Origin of the sequence: Legionella sp. W05-934-2 (assembly GCF_964199965.1) — a bacterium.
Classification (GTDB): domain Bacteria; phylum Pseudomonadota; class Gammaproteobacteria; order Legionellales; family Legionellaceae; genus JAFIFT01.
Window position 1 is genome coordinate 54,664 of record NZ_CAXMZT010000012.1, and the last position, 17,014, is coordinate 71,677.

The following is a 17,014-nucleotide window of genomic DNA, read 5'->3' on the forward strand; positions in this document are numbered from 1 at the left end:
CGTTCAAGGCCAACGGTAAAAAAGTTTATGAATAAAAAATGTTATCTTCTCACAGTATTTTCATACGTGTGTTCTTTATTATCTCTGACCAATTGTAGCACGGTTCCCCAACAACAAACGACACAAATTTCCCATAATGTCCCGTTTGTTGAGCAGGCAGATGCTTATTTGGCGAAAGCTAAAAGTGCTGCATTGGAAGAAAAGAATGAGCTGAAAATCAAAGCAGCTGGGCGATTAATCTACGATAGACAGATTCAAGATGGCGTCGCAATCTTAAAAAATCTGTCAATCAATCACCCCGAGCAAGCGGATGAAAAAAATGTCTTGATGGCTAAAGCAAATATGATGGTCAATAATCCGAAACAGGCCTCATTATATTTAGCACAAGTTCATAACAGTAATCAGCTATCCCCGTTCTATCAAAATCTATACCGACGTCTATTAATTGATAGCTATGAACGGAAAGGAAGGTCAATTGAAGCTGTTGAGGAGCGGATTAAGCTTAATGATCATCTCCAACAGACTGATGCAAGAATTGCAAATAATATGCGCATTTGGATGGATCTCATCCATATGCCACAAGCTGAGCTACAAACACTGGCCATTGAAGCCAATGATCCAATCGTTCAGGGATGGGCGAGTTTAGCCGCCATTGCACAACAACTAAACTCAATATCTTCTATCCATAAATGGCAAACATCTTATCCAGCTCATCAAGCAAATCAATTGATTTATGCAACCAGGCAGCATCTTTTGCCACGAACTGGCGCAAAAAATATAGCCTTATTATTGCCGATGACCGGTAGTTTATCAGGGCCAGGACAGGCCATCAAAGATGGCTTTTTGGATGCGAAAAATCAATATCCCAAATCCATATCAGTGAAAACCTATGATGTGGCTAAAGGATCGGTATTAGCGTTATACCATAAAGCCATAGAAGACGGCGCAGACATGGTTATTGGGCCATTAAGTAAAAATCAAGTCGATATTATCGCTAGTCAATCCCATCCAGTCCCAACACTTTTGCTTAATTATGCATCTTCATCGGTGTCAGCTAATGCTTGGGAATTTGGCTTGTCGCCCAGTTATGAAGCACTTCAACTGGCGGATAAATTAACAGAGCAGGGCTTTAAGCACGCTATTTTGATAACTTCTCAAGGTGAATGGGGTGATCAAGTTAAATCAGCATTTAATCGAAAATGGTTGCAGAATGGTAATCGGATTGTAGATGAATTAGCTGTCGCAAAAGACACCCATTATAACGAGGCAGTTCGCCGATTATTACATATTGATAGTAGCGCTCAACGAGAAAAATCCTTAAAACAATTATTAGGCCGAGATGTAAAAGGCAATTTGCGCAGAAGAGAGGATTTTGATGTCGTGGTGTTGATGACGCACCCTTCGAAAGCAAGACAAATCGTTCCGTTATTAAAATATTACTACATTGGAGAAACCCCCATTTATGGTATCTCAACCATTCACTCAGCCGATTTACGAGTTGCGGACAATCGTGATTTGGATGGCGTTGTGTTTTCAGATGTTGCCTATATTTATCAGCAAGATAAACTCATTCCTCGACGGTGGCCTGAAAAATTAAATAGCTATAATCGATTGTTTGCAATAGGACGTGATAGTTTCTTAATTTCGCAAAAATTAGAGAAGATCGTTCAATTTCCTGCCATAAATTTACAAGATGGGGATGATACTGTTTATTTATCAACACCAACACAGATAACCTACCAATCAAATTGGGGGCAAATGGTGGAAGGGAAAGCACAGCGCATCAGTTAATGTCGAAACTCATTGGAAAGCAAGCAGAGAAAGCTGCAGAGCAATACTTGCAGGCGAAGGGCTTAACCACGATTGAGCGCAATTATTTGTGTAAAATGGGCGAAATCGATCTAATCATGCTGGATAAAGATGATTTAGTATTTATTGAAGTACGCCATAGACGTTCTCAGGCCTATGGTGGGGCCATAGGGAGCATCACTTATGCAAAGCAGCAAAAAATATGGCGTACTGCACAGCATTTTCTTCAATACAATGCCCAACGCTATGATTGTGAGTATCGATTTGACGTCATCGCATTTCAAGGAAGCCTTGAGCAGGTTTGTTGGATAAAAAACGCATTTTCGCATTAACAAGAGGATATTCATGACTCCGGCAGAAGAACGTATTCGCCACCAATTTGGTATTAGCATTGAAAATACAATTGCTGCAGCTGATTTGCTATCAGAGAAAATTGTACAAGCAGCCAGTCGGTTAACAAGTTGTTTAGTGCAAGATGGGAAGATATTTATATGTGGGAGTGGCGGATCAGCTGCAAATGCTTGCCATTTTTCTTCAGCTTTGCTGAATCACTATAGTGTTGAACGCCCGTCCTTGCCGGTTGTTAATTTAAGCGTGGATAGTGCCAGCATCAGTTCAATTGCTAATGAGTCTCATTATGATCAAGTGTTTTCAAGACAGGTGCAGGCTCTTGGTCATCAACATGATTTGCTCATTGTATTGACCACAACAGGAAATTCCGATTCAATCTTGAATGCCGTTAATTCAGCAAAAGATCGAGGAATGGACACCATTGCTTTAAGTGGGAGGGATGGTGGTATATTAGCCAATCATCTTGGGCCAGAAGATATTGAATTAAGAGCGCCAGGGAAGCATGCGGCACAGATTAGAGAAATCCACTTATTTATTTTACATGGATTAGCCGACTTAATCGAACAAATGTTATTCAACCAATTGTTGGGGTAAAAAAATGAAAAAGTTGCTCGTTTCCATCCTAATTCTAATGTCCCTCACCCGTTGTGCAGGGTTTGTTGTTGCTGGGGCTGCTGCTGGAGCGGTGGTGTATGATAGCAGGAACCTGATTGAAATCGAAAAAGATGCTCGAATTTTCCATCTTGTTCATAAGAGAATTGTGCGCGATCCGAAATTTGCATTTTCGAGTGTCCAAGTGAATGTTTTCAATCAAGTTGTGTTGCTCACCGGGCAAGTTTCAAGTGCGGCGGTGAAGATTGAAGCAGAAAAAATTGCGCGCATGACACCGCAAGTTGAGCGTGTCTATGATCAACTAGAATTGGAAGAACCCTTAGCCCTGTCCCAACAATCCATCGATAGCTGGATAACTAGTGAAATATCGGCAAAAATGCTTGCAACCAAAAACCTCCGTTCAGGTGCAATCAAGGTTGTGACCAATAATAATGTTGTCTATTTAATGGGAATCGTTAAAAAAAGCCAAGCTGCAATAGCGGTTGATATTGCTAGAAGGACCGATCGTGTGAAAAAAGTGGTGAAAGTATTTCAGTATATTGTTTAGTAGAGTAGACAAAAAATAGGAGGTCTTAGATATTTAAGACCTCCTTGTACCTTTTCTACCCAACCAGGAAGTGGCAAACCTGTAAGGCTTAATTTACTGTAACAAGCTCTGAGAAATTTTGCCAGCATTTTTTTACGCATTGATTTATGATTGCTCGGAATAGGAGTAATCAATATTCGTTTGGCGGGTACCCAATACGACTTAAATACGGAAAAAAGAAATTTAATTAAGAAAATTGGCAATATTTTGGCTAGTGAGGCGTTGCTTATCTTTTTCGATTAATTTATAATCGCGACGAAATACGATTTTAGGTGAAGACAATTTGCATCCAGGTATCAGAAAATATTTTGTCTTCCAAGCAATATTAAGCGTTAGTTTTATCTTGCTGATGACAACGGTATTTGGAAAAAAAGGCGGTTTATCAGCCCTTGTAGCGAGTGTGTGTTATCTATTGCCGAATTTGTTGTTTGCAAGGCAGTTATTTTATTATCATGGTGCTCAAGCGGCAAAAAAAATTGTGAAAGGTTTTTACCGTGGAGAAGCAATAAAGCTAATAAGCACAGTGGTATTAATAGGAGTCGTGTTTGCGTTACTGCCTGTTAAGCCGCTGCCCTTTTTTTTGACTTTTATTGTCCTTCAAATGAGCATTTGGGTTGCCCCATTATTTGTTGACACCAATAGAAGAAAAGGCCAAAAAAGTGAGTGAAATGGTTTCAAGTACTAACTATATTAAGCACCATTTAACATACCTAACGTTTGACATCAAAACGATGTCACTCGGCAGTAGTGGTGGGTTTTGGACAGTCAACCTAGATACCTTGTTTTTCTCCATGGTACTCGGATTTTTAGCAATGGGCCTGTTGTTTGTTGGTGCCCGCCGAGTTTCAACGGGTGTGCCAGGTAAGCTGCAAAATTTTGCAGAAATCATGCTGGATTTTGCTCAGTCACAGGTCAAAGACTGCTTTCATGGGCGTAACGCTCTCATCGGTCCACTGGCGTTAACAATTTTCCTGTGGGTCTTTCTAATGAATTTCATGGATATTGTTCCTGTCGATGTTCTTCCAGAAATCGCTGGGGCAATGGGTATTAGCCATCTTAAGGTTGTGCCGACAAATGATTTAAATTTAACGTTTGCGCTTTCCCTATCGGTCTTTGTGCTCATTATATTCTATAGCGTAAAAATAAAAGGGTTCTCAGGCTTTATGAAAGAGCTAACCTTGCAACCATTTAATCATAAAATGATGATCCCATTTAATTTTATTCTTGAAACGGTCGGTTTAATTGCCAAACCAATTTCCTTGTCGTTACGTTTGTTTGGAAACCTCTATGCCGGTGAATTGATTTTCATTTTGATTGCGTTGTTAACGTTGAATGCTGCTAGCTCTAGCTGGGTTAGTTCAGCGACTCTAGGCATTGGTCAATTTGTGCTTGGATTGGCATGGTCAATCTTCCACATTTTGGTCATTACGCTTCAAGCGTTTATATTTATGGTGTTAACCATTGTGTATTTGAGCCTCGCCCACGAGGATCATTAATTTCATTACCATTAAGGGGATTTGATTATGCAAGAATTAGTTGCTCACGTACAGGGGATGACAGTTATAGCTGTTGCCTTGTTAATTGGCCTGGGCGCATTAGGTACCGCTATCGGATTTGGACTGTTGGGTGGAAAATTCTTAGAAGGTGCGGCACGTCAACCAGAGATGGTGTCCATGCTTCAGGTTAAAATGTTTATCGTTGCAGGTTTATTAGATGCGGTAACGATGATTGGTGTTGGTATCGCCTTATTCTTCACATTTGCAAACCCATTCCTAAGTGCAATAGGTTCTTGATCGATTAAATAGGGGCATTGCCCCTGTTCTCGTTAGAGGAGAAAAATCTTGGAAATTAATGCAACACTTCTCGTGCAGATGTTTGTGTTTTTGGTATTTGTTTGGTTTACCATGAAATTTGTCTGGCCTCCCCTTTCCAAAGCGATGGAAGAGCGTCAAGACAAAATATCGGAAGGACTTGCGGCTGCAGAGCGGGGTCGACGTGAATTTGAATTAACGCAACATCGAGCTAAAGACGAAATTCGTCAAGCGAAAGCACAGGCAAGTGAGATCATTGAAATGGCTAAGCGCCGTTCAAGCGAGATGATTGAAACTGCAAAAAATGAAGCTCGGGAAGAAGCGCAGCGTCAAGCTAAAATTGCCCATGAACAATTGCAACAAGAGATATCTAAAGCAAAGGAAATTTTGCAAAAGCAAGTGTCTCATCTTGCCATTGTTGGAGCTGAGCGGATTTTACAAAAAGAAGTTAACAAAGAAGCAAGTAAAAAATTGGTCGATGACCTGATAAAAGAGATATAATATGTCAGAGTTAACTACAATCGCTAGACCCTATGCAAAAGCCATTTTTGATCATGCTCAAAAAAAGAAGAAACTCGCAGAATGGGCTAACATTTTGCACGTCCTTGCCAGTGTTGCTGCTGACAAAAAAGCTTATGCATTTTTATCCAATCCCACGATCAATCGTGAGGACAAAATTAGCTTGTTATTAGGGTTTGTACCCAAAATAGAAGATTCGATGAAGGATGAAACCAAAAATTTTCTATCAATATTGGCAGAGTTTGGTCGCTTAACCATTTTGCCCGAAATAACAGCGCTTTATTTCACCTATCGTGCAGACTATGAAAAATCGATGGAAGTTAAAGTGACTTCCTCAAAACCGCTGGAAAAAGAACAAGAGCAAGCTTTAGTCAAAGCACTTAGTAAAAAATTAAATCGAGAAGTAAGCTTGAGCGTTGAAATTAATGAATCATTATTGGGCGGCGCAATTATTCAAGCAGGTGACTTTGTTATTGATGGTTCTGTTCGGGGCAAACTGGAAAAGTTAGCAGCTCGACTAGCCGTTTAAACTAGCATAATTTAAAGAGGATAGATTTCATGTCAATGTCATTAAAACCATCTGAAATTAGTGATCTGATATTAGACCGAATTGAGAAATTTAAAGTTGTATCAGAAGCAAGAAATGAGGGGACCATTGTCAGCCTAAAGGATGGGATTGTTCGTTTGCATGGGCTTGCGGATGTTATGCAAGGTGAAATGATTGAGTTTCCTGGCGGCGTGTATGGCTTGGCATTGAACCTAGAGAGAGACTCTGTTGGTGCGGTTATCCTTGGTGATTATTCAAATTTATCAGAAGGCCAAAAAGGGAAATGTACAGGCAGAATTATGGAAGTCCCTGTTGGTGAGGCGCTACTTGGAAGAGTCGTTGATGCCCTGGGTAATCCAATTGATGGGAAAGGCCCTATCAAGACTAACAAAATGTCACCCATTGAAAAAATTGCCCCCGGGGTTATTGCGCGTCAGTCTGTCTCCCAACCCGTTCAAACGGGACTAAAAGCAATTGATGCAATGACGCCAGTTGGCCGAGGACAACGGGAATTAATCATCGGTGACCGTCAAACTGGTAAAACGGCGATAGCCATTGACACGATTATTAATCAAAAAGAAACAGGCGTTAAATGTATCTATGTGGCTGTCGGACAAAAAGCATCATCCGTTGCAGCACTAGTCCGAAAGCTTGAAGAACACGATGCTTTAAAACATACGATTGTTGTCGTTGCTGGAGCCTCTGATCCGGCCGCATTACAGTTTATTGCACCCTATACCGGCTGTTCAATGGGTGAATACTTTATGGAAAAAGGGGAAGATGCCTTAATCGTCTATGATGATTTAACAAAACAAGCCTGGGCATATCGACAAATTTCCCTACTATTAAGACGACCCCCAGGTCGTGAAGCCTATCCCGGTGATATTTTTTATTTACATTCTCGTTTATTGGAACGAGCATCTCGAATCAATGCCCATGAAGTTGAGAAGCTAACAAACGGGGAAGTTAAAGGTAAGACGGGTTCACTGACAGCGTTACCAATTATTGAAACCCAAGCGGGTGACGTTTCGGCTTTCGTTCCTACCAACGTTATTTCTATTACCGACGGCCAAATCTTCCTCGATGTTGATATGTTCAACTCAGGTATACGACCCGCCATTAACTCGGGTTTATCTGTTTCAAGGGTTGGTGGTGCCGCACAAACGAAGATAATGAAAAAATTGGGCGGTGGTACCCGACTAGCTTTAGCTCAATACCGTGAACTAGAAGCGTTTTCTCAGTTTGCATCCGATCTGGATGAAGCGACACGTAAGCAGCTAGAGCGCGGACAGCGGATTACTGAATTAATGAAACAAAAGCAATACCACCCCTTATCTGTTGCAGAGATGGGTGTCTCATTATTTGTTGTTGAAAAGGGATACCTTGATACTATCCCTGTTGCTGAAGTGGGTTCATTTGAGTCAGCGTTACATGCCTATATGCATTCCAACTATGCCCCATTAATGGGAGAGATAGCTGAATCCGGTGCATACGGTGATGAAATTGAAGCAAACATAAAATCAGCGGTTGAGTCATTTATTGAAAATGGCAGTTGGTAACATGGGAGGAGCGCTCATTGAGCGCCTTAACATTATTTTGATAAACAATAGTTAGGCAAAATTATGGCTGGTGCGAAAGAAATTCGCTCGAAAATAGCGAGCATTAAAAATACGCGAAAAATAACCAGTGCTATGCAGTTAGTAGCTGCCAGTAAAATGCGCAAAACACAAGATAAAATGAGGTCTTCCAAGCCTTATGCTCAAAAAATATATACTGTTGTTGAGCATTTAGCGAGAGCAAACTCTGAATATCGACATCCTTTTATGGAAGATCGCGAAATCAAACGTGTGGGCATTATCGTAGTTACAACTGATAGAGGCTTATGCGGTGGTTTAAATGCTAACTTGTTTCGTGAGACGGTTAATCAATTTAAACATTGGCAACAGCAAGGCAAACAAATTGATATATGCGTAATCGGTCGCAAAGGACAAGCCTTTTTTAGAAGAATCGGTGGGAAAGTGCTTGCCTCGGCCGATAATTTAGGGGACTCCCCGGGCATCAATGATATTTTGGGCGTGGTGCAAGTGATGCTCCAAGCTTTTCGTAATAATGAAATTGATGCATTGCACGTTGTATATAATGAATTTATCAATACAATGTCGCAAAAACCGGTATTTAAACAATTATTGCCACTGCCCAAGTGTGAAAGTCCGGAGGAAGTTGATATCTCCCACCACTGGGATTATATCTATGAACCAGATGCAAAAGAATTGCTTGATGGTTTGCTGGATCGTTTTATTGAGTCACAAGTCTACCAGGCGGTCATCGAAAACATTGCTTGTGAGCAGGCGGCGAAAATGATTGCTATGAAGAGTGCAACCGATAATGCTGGTGAACTGATAAAAGAATTCCAGTTAGCTTATAATAAAGCCCGACAGTCTGCTATTACACAAGAATTGGCAGAAATTGTTGGTGGCGCAGACGCATTATAAAAGAGGGTATGTCATGAGTAATTTGGGAAAAGTTGTTGAAGTAATTGGTGCGGTTGTCGATGTTGAATTCGAAAATGAAGTGCCAAAAGTCTATGATGCTTTGAAGTTAAAGGACCATGATTTGGTGCTTGAAGTGCAACAGCAGCTAGGCGATGGGGTTGTTCGTACCATTGCAATGGGTTCAACAGATGGACTCAGACGTGGTGTTCAAGCAGAAAATACAGGTGAACCCATTAAAGTGCCAGTCGGTACGAAAACATTGGGTCGCATCATGGATGTGTTGGGTAAACCGGTTGATGAAGCGGGCCCTGTTGAGGCAGACGAATATTGGTCGATTCACCGTAAAGCCCCCAGCTATGAAGAACAAGCAAGCAGTCAAGAGATCTTAGAGACTGGTATTAAAGTTATTGACCTGTTATGTCCTTTCGCCAAGGGCGGTAAGGTTGGTTTGTTTGGCGGTGCGGGTGTGGGTAAAACAGTTAATATGATGGAGTTAATACGTAATATCGCCATTGAGCACAGCGGCTATTCAGTCTTCGCCGGTGTGGGTGAAAGAACGCGGGAAGGTAATGACTTCTACCATGAAATGAAAGATTCTAACGTTCTCGATAAAGTATCACTTGTCTATGGACAGATGAATGAGCCACCTGGAAACCGTTTAAGAGTTGCGCTTACTGGTTTGACGATGGCTGAAAAATTCCGTGATGAGGGGCGGGATGTGTTATTATTTGTTGATAACATTTACCGTTATACATTAGCGGGTGTTGAAGTTTCAGCGTTATTAGGACGAATGCCTTCAGCGGTAGGCTATCAGCCTACGCTAGCAGAAGAAATGGGAATGTTGCAGGAGCGTATTACTTCCACCAAAACAGGTTCAATCACCTCGATTCAAGCGGTTTATGTGCCTGCGGATGATTTAACTGATCCATCACCAGCAACGACATTTGCTCACTTAGACGCAACGGTTGTATTATCACGCCAAATTGCAGAACTAGGTATCTACCCTGCCGTTGATCCACTTGATTCAACGTCAAGACAATTGGATCCATTAGTTGTAGGTCAGGAACACTATGATATAGCACGTAAAGTGCAGCAAACACTTCAACGGTATAAAGAACTTAAAGACATTATCGCTATTCTGGGTATGGATGAATTATCCGAGGAAGATAAGCGTGTCGTATCGAGGGCTCGAAAAATTCAACGTTTCTTGTCTCAGCCCTTCTTCGTTGCGGAAGTGTTTACAGGTTCTCCTGGAAAATATGTCCCATTGAAAGAAACAATTAAAGGTTTCCAAGCGATTCTCGATGGTGATCATGATGACCTTCCTGAACAAGCCTTTTACATGGTTGGTAGTATTGAAGAAGCAGTAGCCAAAGCGAAAACTCTCTAGAGGATAGGTGAATGACAATCACAACGCATGTTGATATTGTCAGCGCTGAAAAAGAAATATTTTCAGGGTTGGCACAAACTGTCGTCGCAACAGGTGTGTTAGGTGAAATAGGTATCAAACCAGGCCACGCACCTTTGTTGACCGCATTAAAACCAGGTGAAGTACGTGTGACATTGCAACATGGGGAAGAGGAGATATATTACGTATCAGGTGGCATGTTAGAAGTACAACCCAATTGTGTCACAATTCTAGCGGATGCGGTTGAGCGCGCGATGGATCTCGATGAAGCAGCAGCTATAGCTGCTAGAGAACGTGCTGAACAAGCGTTAAAAGACAAGCAGTCTGAAATCGATTATTCCGTGGCCGCCGCTGAATTAGCAAGAGCTGCTGCTCAAATCCGTGCACTGCAAAAAGTACGTAAGAAATTAAAAGGTTAATTATCACCCTTTGCCCAAGCTTATCGAGTAATAATTTTGGGCAAAGGCGGTTCAATTAAACTAAGCTTCAGTATGCCGTCGATATAGCTCAGGGTTTAAATTAGGATCATTATACATCTTAAATTGTTGATAGACGATAAATCGACGCTTTCCTTGATCGACTTCTAAAAATAACTGATCCAGACACCGCGCTAGAATATCTCTTTGCAAATTCAACACCGCTAATTTTTCGCGACATTGTTGCCGGTGTGCCGACGAAGCATCTGTTCTGTCGACCTGTAATTGCATATGGAAAATTTTCAGGCACAGAATGGATAATCTGTCGATCATCATACCGGGTGTTTCAGAATGGATAGCACAATCCGGGTCGTCGGTTGGCTGATGTTGTTGCAAACACCATTGATCAATGGCTTCCATAGCATTGTTTCGTTGCTGGTTAAATCGATCAATTTGTCGTTTTGCCTGATAAACAAATTCAGCACCCTTATCATCACGACGAGCTTTGTCCTCAGCATGCCATAATTGATAATTAAAGGAATGATTTTGCTCAATTAGACCAGCGAGGTTGCTCAATTCAGTATGAACTCCATCGGATTTCCATCGTTTGGTTAGCTGATCATGAAGTGTGACAATATCTTGGCTGTACATCGTTTACTCGCTAAATAGAAAAAATTTTACCATAATCTGGTGGTTGAATATACCCAGCAGATGATTGAACTAGCACTACGGATAAATAGCTTTTGGCCTATACGTGAACGTTCATGTATGTATGGCTTCATTTTAATTCGCTGTATCGCTTTAGTTGATAAGAATATTAAAGAATTGATTATATAATTTCAAATAAGTTCCGTCCTTTTCAATGTCTAATATGGCAGCATTAATCTGATGTATTAATTGATCGTTGTTTAAGTTTGTCATAATACCATAGCCACTACCGGTTGGGATCGGTTTGCCAATTACATCAATATTATCATCTTTAGTGGCCCAATATTTAGCAGGCATTTCATCTGTAAAGATGGCTTGTATATTGCCACTCACTAAATTTGCAAGCATATCTGTTGGGCGAGTATATGGCATGATAGTGGCATCGGGACCAAGAATTTTAGGGGCCAAATAAAAATAAACAGAGTGTTTGATGACGCCAATTTTCTTATTGCGTAAATTATCAATCGATTTGAATTCATCCGTGTGCACAATAAAAATTCCATTACTGACAAAATAAGGCAATGAAAATAAGTAATCTTTTTGCCTTTCAGGTGTTATAATTATACCGGAAATAGCCAAATCAATAGTATGGTTATTTAAAGCAGGAAATAAATCTTCGAAAGGCATTTGTTTATAGACACAATTTGCCTGAATCCTTTTACAGATCTCATTCATAAATGAAATATCAAAACCATACAAATGACCTTCCGTGTCCAGTCGAAGTGAAAATGGAGGGTTAAATGCCATCGTACCGATATAGAGGGTTTGCTGTGCTGAGAGTTGAAGACTGATTCCTAATAATAGAAAAGAAATAAATTTTCTCATATCTAATACCATTCATTCACTATTTAAATTATATACTGAAATTAGATTAATTAATGATTCCAGTTTCTATCTGCATGGCCATTAGGATGACATTAGATGATTCTTTAGACCACAGCTATTGTTAATCTCTGAGTCCTGACGTTTTTAGTAAGCATTATCTGTGATATGATGACTAGTTGTAATCGACATTTTAAGCCGTTGTCATTTCATCAGAAAACGGTAACGATGTAATGAATAGGATCTAAAATGAAAAAAATAGTACAAATTTTGCTGGCAATGCTCACACTAACTCAAGTGTATGCGATTGAATTACCAAAAAATTGTCATTTAGTCGGCATCAAGTCAGAAAATCTCAAATTGAAAACAGAAAAAGATCGAGTTATTTTGATTCATAATATCAGCGATTCTGATATTTATTTATCGCATGTGTCATCCAACGATCCAGGTGCGCAGGCGGGATGGACAAGTCGTGTTGATAAGAACAAGTGGAGTGCACTCAAACTTGGAAAAATGGAAATACGATTTCAATGCGTGGAGGTAAAACCTGGCCATGAACAACAAATATCTTGCCAAAATATATTATCAGTTTGTCGAGTTGCCCCTATCGAACAACCAAAAAATGGAAATGGAAGTTATTGGGTTACTGAAAACCAAACGCTATCAAACATGTTAGAAGCTGTGAGTAGTCGTGGGTTTCAATTGACAGCGGATGATGAGGACAACGGGTGATTTGTGATTAAGAAAATAAACGATCCTTTTTATCAACGAGAAATAGCAAAATACGGTTCTGCTATTCCCAGTCGCGAGTATGTTCTTCAAATATTGGAGGATTTTGGACGACCTATGTCCAAAAAGCAATTGTTTAAAGCCCTTGGTTTAGGGTCAGATGACGAACAAGAAACCATGCAATTTCGCCTGAAAGCCATGTTACGAGATGGACAAATCATGCTTGATAGGCGAAATCGGTTTTGTTTAATGCAGCGAATTAATCTTAAACGGGGAAAAGTACAAGCACACCCAGAAGGATATGGCTTTTTTATCAGTGATGCCGATGAACCTGATATGGTTCTCTCTGCAAAAGAAATGCGGGGCGTGATGCATGGTGATATTGTCTATGCCTGGCAACAGGGATTTGATCGTCGAGGAAGGCCCGAAGGAAAAATCCATGAAGTAGTTGAGCATGCCAATCATACGGTGGTCGGGCGATTTTTTAAAGAACACGGTGTTGGCTTTGTTGTTCCAGATAGCAAGCGTATTACCCAGGATATTTCAGTACCACTGGAGTATGCCGGTGATGCCAAAGAAGGGCAAATGGTGTTGGTAGAAATCCTTGCCTTTCCTTCAAAACGAAATCAGGCGGTAGGCAAAGTTATCCATATATTAGGTGAGCATATGGCCCCCGGTATGGAGATTGATGTCGCAATCTATGCCCATGGCATCCCTGCCGAATGGCCAGATCCAGTTCTAGAAGAAGTTGCTGCCATTAACCAGCATGTGAATAAAGAAGATATCGCTGGTAGAAAAGATTTGCGAGAACTAGCCTTTGTTACTATCGATGGTGAAGATGCGAAAGATTTTGATGACGCGGTTTTTTGCCAGAAACACGACAATGGTGATTTTCTGTTAAGAGTCGCTATTGCTGATGTGAGTCATTATGTTAAGGCGGGTTCTAGCTTAGACATGGAAGCCGCCAACAGAGGCAACTCCGTGTATTTCCCTGGTCGCGTCGTTCCGATGCTTCCTGAAGCACTGTCGAATGGGATCTGCTCTCTCAATCCGCATGTTGATCGCCTATGCATGGTTGCAGAGCTTTCAATTAGCGCTAATGGCGCTATCAGCCGGAGCCGATTTTATCGTGCCGTTTTTCAATCGAATGCTCGCTTAACCTATACGGAAGTTGCTAAGGCATTGTCGTCAAAGCAGCCAAGCGCACAAATGAATGATGCCGTTTGGAAAAATGTGACCTTATTGTATGAGTTGTATCAATTACTCTCAACCCACCGAAAAAATAGAGGCGCAATTGACTTCGATACAACGGAAACAAAGATCGTTTTTGATGCCAATCGAAAAATTGAGCGAATTGTGCCTGTCGAGAGAAACGAAGCTCACAAATTAATCGAAGAATGCATGTTAGCTGCTAATGTTGCTGTTGGTGGTCACTTACAAAAATCGAAAATTGCCTCTTTGTATCGCGTTCATGAAGTGCCGGATGAAGAAAAAATTAATCAGCTTAGGGAGTTTCTTGCTGGATGGGGACTATCGTTAGGTGGTGGGCAAAAGCCACATGCGAAAGATTATCTAAAAACCATGGCAGATATCGGTGTCAGAGAAGAGCGGCATATCATTGAAACAGTGATGTTGCGTTCGCTAAAGCAAGCGAGATATTCGGAAAAAAACGAAGGGCATTTTGGCTTGGCCTATCCAGTCTACACCCATTTTACATCGCCCATTCGCCGTTATCCGGATTTATTAATCCACCGGGCACTTGGCCATATGATTGATCGCGGTGAGGCGGGTGAATTTTGTTATAGTAATGATGAAATGAGCAAATATGCCAAGCATTGCTCTGAAACAGAGCGTCGCGCGGATGATGCCACACGAGAAGTCATATCTTGGCTGAAATGTGAATTTATGCAAGATAAGCTTGGCCAAGTTTTCACGGGTACCGTGTCATCGGTGACCAGTTTTGGTATTTTTGTTGAACTGAAAGATATCTATGTCGAAGGGTTGATTCATGTTACCTCTTTACATAATGACTATTATTCATTTGATAGTAGAAACCATCAATTAGTTGGCCAACGAAGCGGCCAAACTTACCAGCTAGGTGATAAACTGGAAGTACTCGTTGCTAGAGTTAATTTGGACGAACGTAAGATTGATTTTGAATTGGCGAGTGAGTTGATTTATGACTAATCAACAGTGGGTATTCGGTGTTCACGCCGTGACTGCCGTTTTGAGTCAAACTAATCGTCAGGTATATACATTATATATAGACACCCATAAAACCGATCAAGCCTATCAAAAAATACGTCAATTTGCTGAACAACAAAGTATCGCTATCCGGTCAATTCAGGCCATCGAAAAGCAATTTTCCAATCAAACACATCAAGGTGTGATTGCTTCTGTTGCACCATTACCGGAATATCAACAAGGCGACTTACCCTTATTGTTGGGGAACACGGCAAATAAAAATGCGCTGATTTTGATCTTAGATGGCATCACCGATGTGCATAATTTGGGGGCTTGCTTAAGGACAGCAGACGGCGCTGGGGTTGATTTTGTGATTATGCCAAAAGATAAAAGTGCCCCCATTAATGCAACGGTTAGTAAAGTTGCGAGTGGTGCCGCGGAATGTGTGCCAATTGTAAGGGTGACCAATTTGGCACGTGCCATGAAAGCACTGCAAGAAGCAGGTGTGTGGATATATGGTGCTGCGGGGGAAGCAAAACAAACATTATACCAATTAGACTGCCAAGGGCCGGTTGCATTAGTGATGGGATCAGAAGGAAACGGGTTGCGCCGTTTAACTAGAGAGCATTGTGATCAATTGTATTCGTTACCCATGCAGGGATATGTTGAAAGTCTGAATGTGTCAGTGGCAACGGGTGTGAGTTTATATGAAGTGCTACGGCAAAGGATGAACATCCCCAGTTTGGTAAAATCCTAACTGGGGATGATTGTGGATTAAGCCGTAGCAGGCTCGTCTAATTTAAGAAATTGTTCAATTGTTGTAGCAAGCCTGTCTACCAAGGTGTCAATGTCTTCGTCAGTCATAATGAGTGGTGGTAGTAAGCGAATGACCGATTCGGCAGTGACATTAAATAGCAAGCCATTATTCAAAGCGATGTCTTTCGCTTTCGCAGCGGGCCGGTCAACTTCAATACCTATCATGTATCCTTTGCCACGTATGGACTTAACTTCCGGCATCGATCCGATGTTTTGCATGAGCTTGCTTTTTAGCAATTGACTTTTTTCAGCAACCAACGCATTGATATTGTCACGCTCCATGATGTCCAACACAGTTAATGCGGTTGCGCATGCCAGTGGATTTCCACCAAAAGTCGAACCATGGGTTCCTGGCATGAGTAAATCGATGGCTCGATTTCGCATCATACACGCACCGATTGGCATCCCGTTCCCCAGGCCTTTTGCTGTTGTTAGTACATCTGGCTCAATGCCCAGATTCATGCAAGCATACCAATTGCCAGTTCGGCAGTTACCAGTTTGAATTTCATCAAACATTAATAACCAATCCTTTTCCTCACATAAGGCGGCAATTTGTTTCAGGTAAGCATCATCAGCCGGATATATTCCACCCTCGCCCTGAATGGGTTCTAACAAAACAGCCACCACGTCATCACGGCTTTTAGCGATACGATTAATCGCTTCAATATCATTATAGGGTGCACGGACAAACCCAGGAACTAATGGCTCAAAGCCAGCCTGGACTTTACGGCTACCTGAAGCGGTTAAGGTAGCCATGGTTCGGCCGTGAAACGCTTTCTCCATGACAATAATGGAGGGAGTATCAATCCCTTTTTGATGGCCAAAAAGTCGCGATATTTTAATCGCTGCTTCATTGGCCTCGGCGCCTGAATTGGCGATGAAGAACTGAGACATGCCTGTAATGTGAGCTAATTTCTCAGCCAATGCTTCTTGTTGTGGTATGACAAACGCGTTGGAAGTATGGATTAGTTTGGCAGCTTGTTTTTGGATAGTTGCAGTGACTTCGGGATGGGCATGACCGAGGCCACAAACCGCGATGCCGCTTAAGCCGTCGAAGTATGCCTTGCCTTTGTCATCATAAAGCCATACACCTTTTCCATGAGAAAAAGAGATAGGCATTGGATTGTAGCTCGTGATATATGCCATAAAAAACTCCTTGTGATTGTCTTAGGAATGGTTTTTTTGTAAACCATTCCTTTACTAT

Annotated in this window: 19 protein-coding genes; 16 read left to right on the top strand and 3 right to left on the bottom strand. The window is 41.4% G+C overall.

The window, feature by feature from the left end; all coding sequences use genetic code 11:
• Positions 1-27: 27 nt before the first annotated feature.
• The 13 genes from AB3348_RS13030 to AB3348_RS13090 all read left to right on the top strand — a co-directional run bounded on the left by AB3348_RS13030 (position 28) and on the right by AB3348_RS13090 (position 10,554).
• Complete coding sequence (locus AB3348_RS13030) at positions 28-1,791, top strand: penicillin-binding protein activator (RefSeq protein ID WP_367608039.1); 1,764 nt, start codon at positions 28-30, stop codon at positions 1,789-1,791.
• Positions 1,791-2,141, top strand: coding sequence for a YraN family protein (locus AB3348_RS13035; protein WP_367608040.1), 351 nt, complete (start codon positions 1,791-1,793; stop codon positions 2,139-2,141). The genes AB3348_RS13030 and AB3348_RS13035 overlap by 1 nt, the downstream gene beginning before the upstream one ends.
• A gap of 13 nt (positions 2,142-2,154) precedes the next feature.
• Positions 2,155-2,754, top strand: a complete 600-nt coding sequence (locus tag AB3348_RS13040) for an SIS domain-containing protein (RefSeq protein WP_367608041.1) — start codon at positions 2,155-2,157, stop codon at positions 2,752-2,754.
• A 4-nt stretch (positions 2,755-2,758) separates the two neighbouring features.
• Entirely contained in the window at positions 2,759-3,319 is a 561-nt protein-coding gene (locus tag AB3348_RS13045) for a BON domain-containing protein (protein WP_367608042.1), read from the top strand.
• Between the two features lie 322 nt (positions 3,320-3,641).
• Positions 3,642-4,025: an ATP synthase subunit I gene (locus AB3348_RS13050; RefSeq protein ID WP_367608043.1), complete on the top strand. Its 384-nt coding sequence runs from the start codon at positions 3,642-3,644 to the stop codon at positions 4,023-4,025.
• Between the two features lies 1 nt (position 4,026).
• Complete coding sequence (gene atpB, locus AB3348_RS13055; RefSeq protein WP_367608044.1) at positions 4,027-4,854, top strand: F0F1 ATP synthase subunit A; 828 nt, start codon at positions 4,027-4,029, stop codon at positions 4,852-4,854.
• Positions 4,855-4,881: 27 nt separating this feature from the next.
• Positions 4,882-5,151: a F0F1 ATP synthase subunit C gene (gene atpE / locus AB3348_RS13060; protein ID WP_367608045.1), complete on the top strand. Its 270-nt coding sequence runs from the start codon at positions 4,882-4,884 to the stop codon at positions 5,149-5,151.
• A gap of 48 nt (positions 5,152-5,199) precedes the next feature.
• Complete coding sequence (locus tag AB3348_RS13065) at positions 5,200-5,670, top strand: F0F1 ATP synthase subunit B (RefSeq protein WP_367608046.1); 471 nt, start codon at positions 5,200-5,202, stop codon at positions 5,668-5,670.
• A gap of 1 nt (position 5,671) precedes the next feature.
• Positions 5,672-6,217 (top strand): F0F1 ATP synthase subunit delta, encoded by a 546-nt coding sequence (locus tag AB3348_RS13070; protein WP_367608047.1) that lies wholly within the window; start codon positions 5,672-5,674, stop codon positions 6,215-6,217.
• Between the two features lie 29 nt (positions 6,218-6,246).
• On the top strand, positions 6,247-7,794 hold the full coding sequence (gene atpA, locus AB3348_RS13075; protein WP_367608048.1) for a F0F1 ATP synthase subunit alpha: 1,548 nt from the start codon (positions 6,247-6,249) through the stop codon (positions 7,792-7,794).
• Positions 7,795-7,857: 63 nt separating this feature from the next.
• Positions 7,858-8,727, top strand: a complete 870-nt coding sequence (atpG, locus tag AB3348_RS13080) for a F0F1 ATP synthase subunit gamma (RefSeq protein ID WP_367608049.1) — start codon at positions 7,858-7,860, stop codon at positions 8,725-8,727.
• A gap of 13 nt (positions 8,728-8,740) precedes the next feature.
• Entirely contained in the window at positions 8,741-10,117 is a 1,377-nt protein-coding gene (gene atpD, locus AB3348_RS13085; protein ID WP_367608050.1) for a F0F1 ATP synthase subunit beta, read from the top strand.
• Positions 10,118-10,128: 11 nt separating this feature from the next.
• Positions 10,129-10,554: a F0F1 ATP synthase subunit epsilon gene (locus tag AB3348_RS13090; RefSeq protein WP_367608051.1), complete on the top strand. Its 426-nt coding sequence runs from the start codon at positions 10,129-10,131 to the stop codon at positions 10,552-10,554.
• Between the two features lie 60 nt (positions 10,555-10,614).
• Here the strand turns inward: AB3348_RS13090 and AB3348_RS13095 are convergent, their stop codons facing one another.
• Both AB3348_RS13095 and AB3348_RS13100 read right to left on the bottom strand, forming a co-directional pair.
• The gene (locus tag AB3348_RS13095; RefSeq protein WP_367608052.1) at positions 10,615-11,202 is read right to left on the bottom strand and encodes a DUF4254 domain-containing protein; all 588 of its coding nucleotides are present in this window, start codon (positions 11,200-11,202) and stop codon (positions 10,615-10,617) included.
• 150 nt (positions 11,203-11,352) lie between these two features.
• Positions 11,353-12,084 carry a transporter substrate-binding domain-containing protein gene (locus AB3348_RS13100; RefSeq protein ID WP_367608053.1) on the bottom strand — a complete coding sequence of 244 codons (732 nt, stop codon included), beginning with the start codon at positions 12,082-12,084 and terminating at the stop codon, positions 11,353-11,355.
• A 246-nt stretch (positions 12,085-12,330) separates the two neighbouring features.
• Between AB3348_RS13100 and AB3348_RS13105 the strand changes: the two genes are divergently transcribed.
• The 3 genes from AB3348_RS13105 to rlmB are packed head-to-tail and all read left to right on the top strand — an operon-like array spanning position 12,331 to position 15,751.
• Positions 12,331-12,813: a hypothetical protein gene (locus AB3348_RS13105; RefSeq protein ID WP_367608054.1), complete on the top strand. Its 483-nt coding sequence runs from the start codon at positions 12,331-12,333 to the stop codon at positions 12,811-12,813.
• Positions 12,814-12,816: 3 nt separating this feature from the next.
• Positions 12,817-14,997: a ribonuclease R gene (gene rnr, locus AB3348_RS13110; RefSeq protein WP_367608055.1), complete on the top strand. Its 2,181-nt coding sequence runs from the start codon at positions 12,817-12,819 to the stop codon at positions 14,995-14,997.
• Entirely contained in the window at positions 14,990-15,751 is a 762-nt protein-coding gene (gene rlmB / locus AB3348_RS13115; RefSeq protein ID WP_367608056.1) for a 23S rRNA (guanosine(2251)-2'-O)-methyltransferase RlmB, read from the top strand. Before rnr ends, rlmB begins: the two co-directional genes overlap by 8 nt.
• Before the next feature lie 17 nt (positions 15,752-15,768).
• Here rlmB and AB3348_RS13120 read toward each other — a convergent pair whose 3' ends face one another.
• A complete protein-coding gene (locus AB3348_RS13120; protein ID WP_367608057.1) occupies positions 15,769-16,956 on the bottom strand; it encodes an aspartate aminotransferase family protein in 1,188 nt (395 codons plus the stop codon).
• Positions 16,957-17,014: the final 58 nt, after the last annotated feature.

Coding starts and splice junctions, on each gene's coding strand:
- AB3348_RS13030 (WP_367608039.1), top strand. CDS start 28: ATGAATAAAAAATGTTATCTTCTCACAGTATTTTCATACGTGTGTTCT.
- AB3348_RS13035 (WP_367608040.1), top strand. CDS start 1,791: ATGTCGAAACTCATTGGAAAGCAAGCAGAGAAAGCTGCAGAGCAATAC.
- AB3348_RS13040 (WP_367608041.1), top strand. CDS start 2,155: ATGACTCCGGCAGAAGAACGTATTCGCCACCAATTTGGTATTAGCATT.
- AB3348_RS13045 (WP_367608042.1), top strand. CDS start 2,759: ATGAAAAAGTTGCTCGTTTCCATCCTAATTCTAATGTCCCTCACCCGT.
- atpB (WP_367608044.1), top strand. CDS start 4,027: ATGGTTTCAAGTACTAACTATATTAAGCACCATTTAACATACCTAACG.
- atpE (WP_367608045.1), top strand. CDS start 4,882: ATGCAAGAATTAGTTGCTCACGTACAGGGGATGACAGTTATAGCTGTT.
- AB3348_RS13070 (WP_367608047.1), top strand. CDS start 5,672: ATGTCAGAGTTAACTACAATCGCTAGACCCTATGCAAAAGCCATTTTT.
- atpA (WP_367608048.1), top strand. CDS start 6,247: ATGTCAATGTCATTAAAACCATCTGAAATTAGTGATCTGATATTAGAC.
- atpG (WP_367608049.1), top strand. CDS start 7,858: ATGGCTGGTGCGAAAGAAATTCGCTCGAAAATAGCGAGCATTAAAAAT.
- atpD (WP_367608050.1), top strand. CDS start 8,741: ATGAGTAATTTGGGAAAAGTTGTTGAAGTAATTGGTGCGGTTGTCGAT.
- AB3348_RS13090 (WP_367608051.1), top strand. CDS start 10,129: ATGACAATCACAACGCATGTTGATATTGTCAGCGCTGAAAAAGAAATA.
- AB3348_RS13095 (WP_367608052.1), bottom strand. CDS start 11,202: ATGTACAGCCAAGATATTGTCACACTTCATGATCAGCTAACCAAACGA.
- AB3348_RS13100 (WP_367608053.1), bottom strand. CDS start 12,084: ATGAGAAAATTTATTTCTTTTCTATTATTAGGAATCAGTCTTCAACTC.
- AB3348_RS13105 (WP_367608054.1), top strand. CDS start 12,331: ATGAAAAAAATAGTACAAATTTTGCTGGCAATGCTCACACTAACTCAA.
- rlmB (WP_367608056.1), top strand. CDS start 14,990: ATGACTAATCAACAGTGGGTATTCGGTGTTCACGCCGTGACTGCCGTT.
- AB3348_RS13120 (WP_367608057.1), bottom strand. CDS start 16,956: ATGGCATATATCACGAGCTACAATCCAATGCCTATCTCTTTTTCTCAT.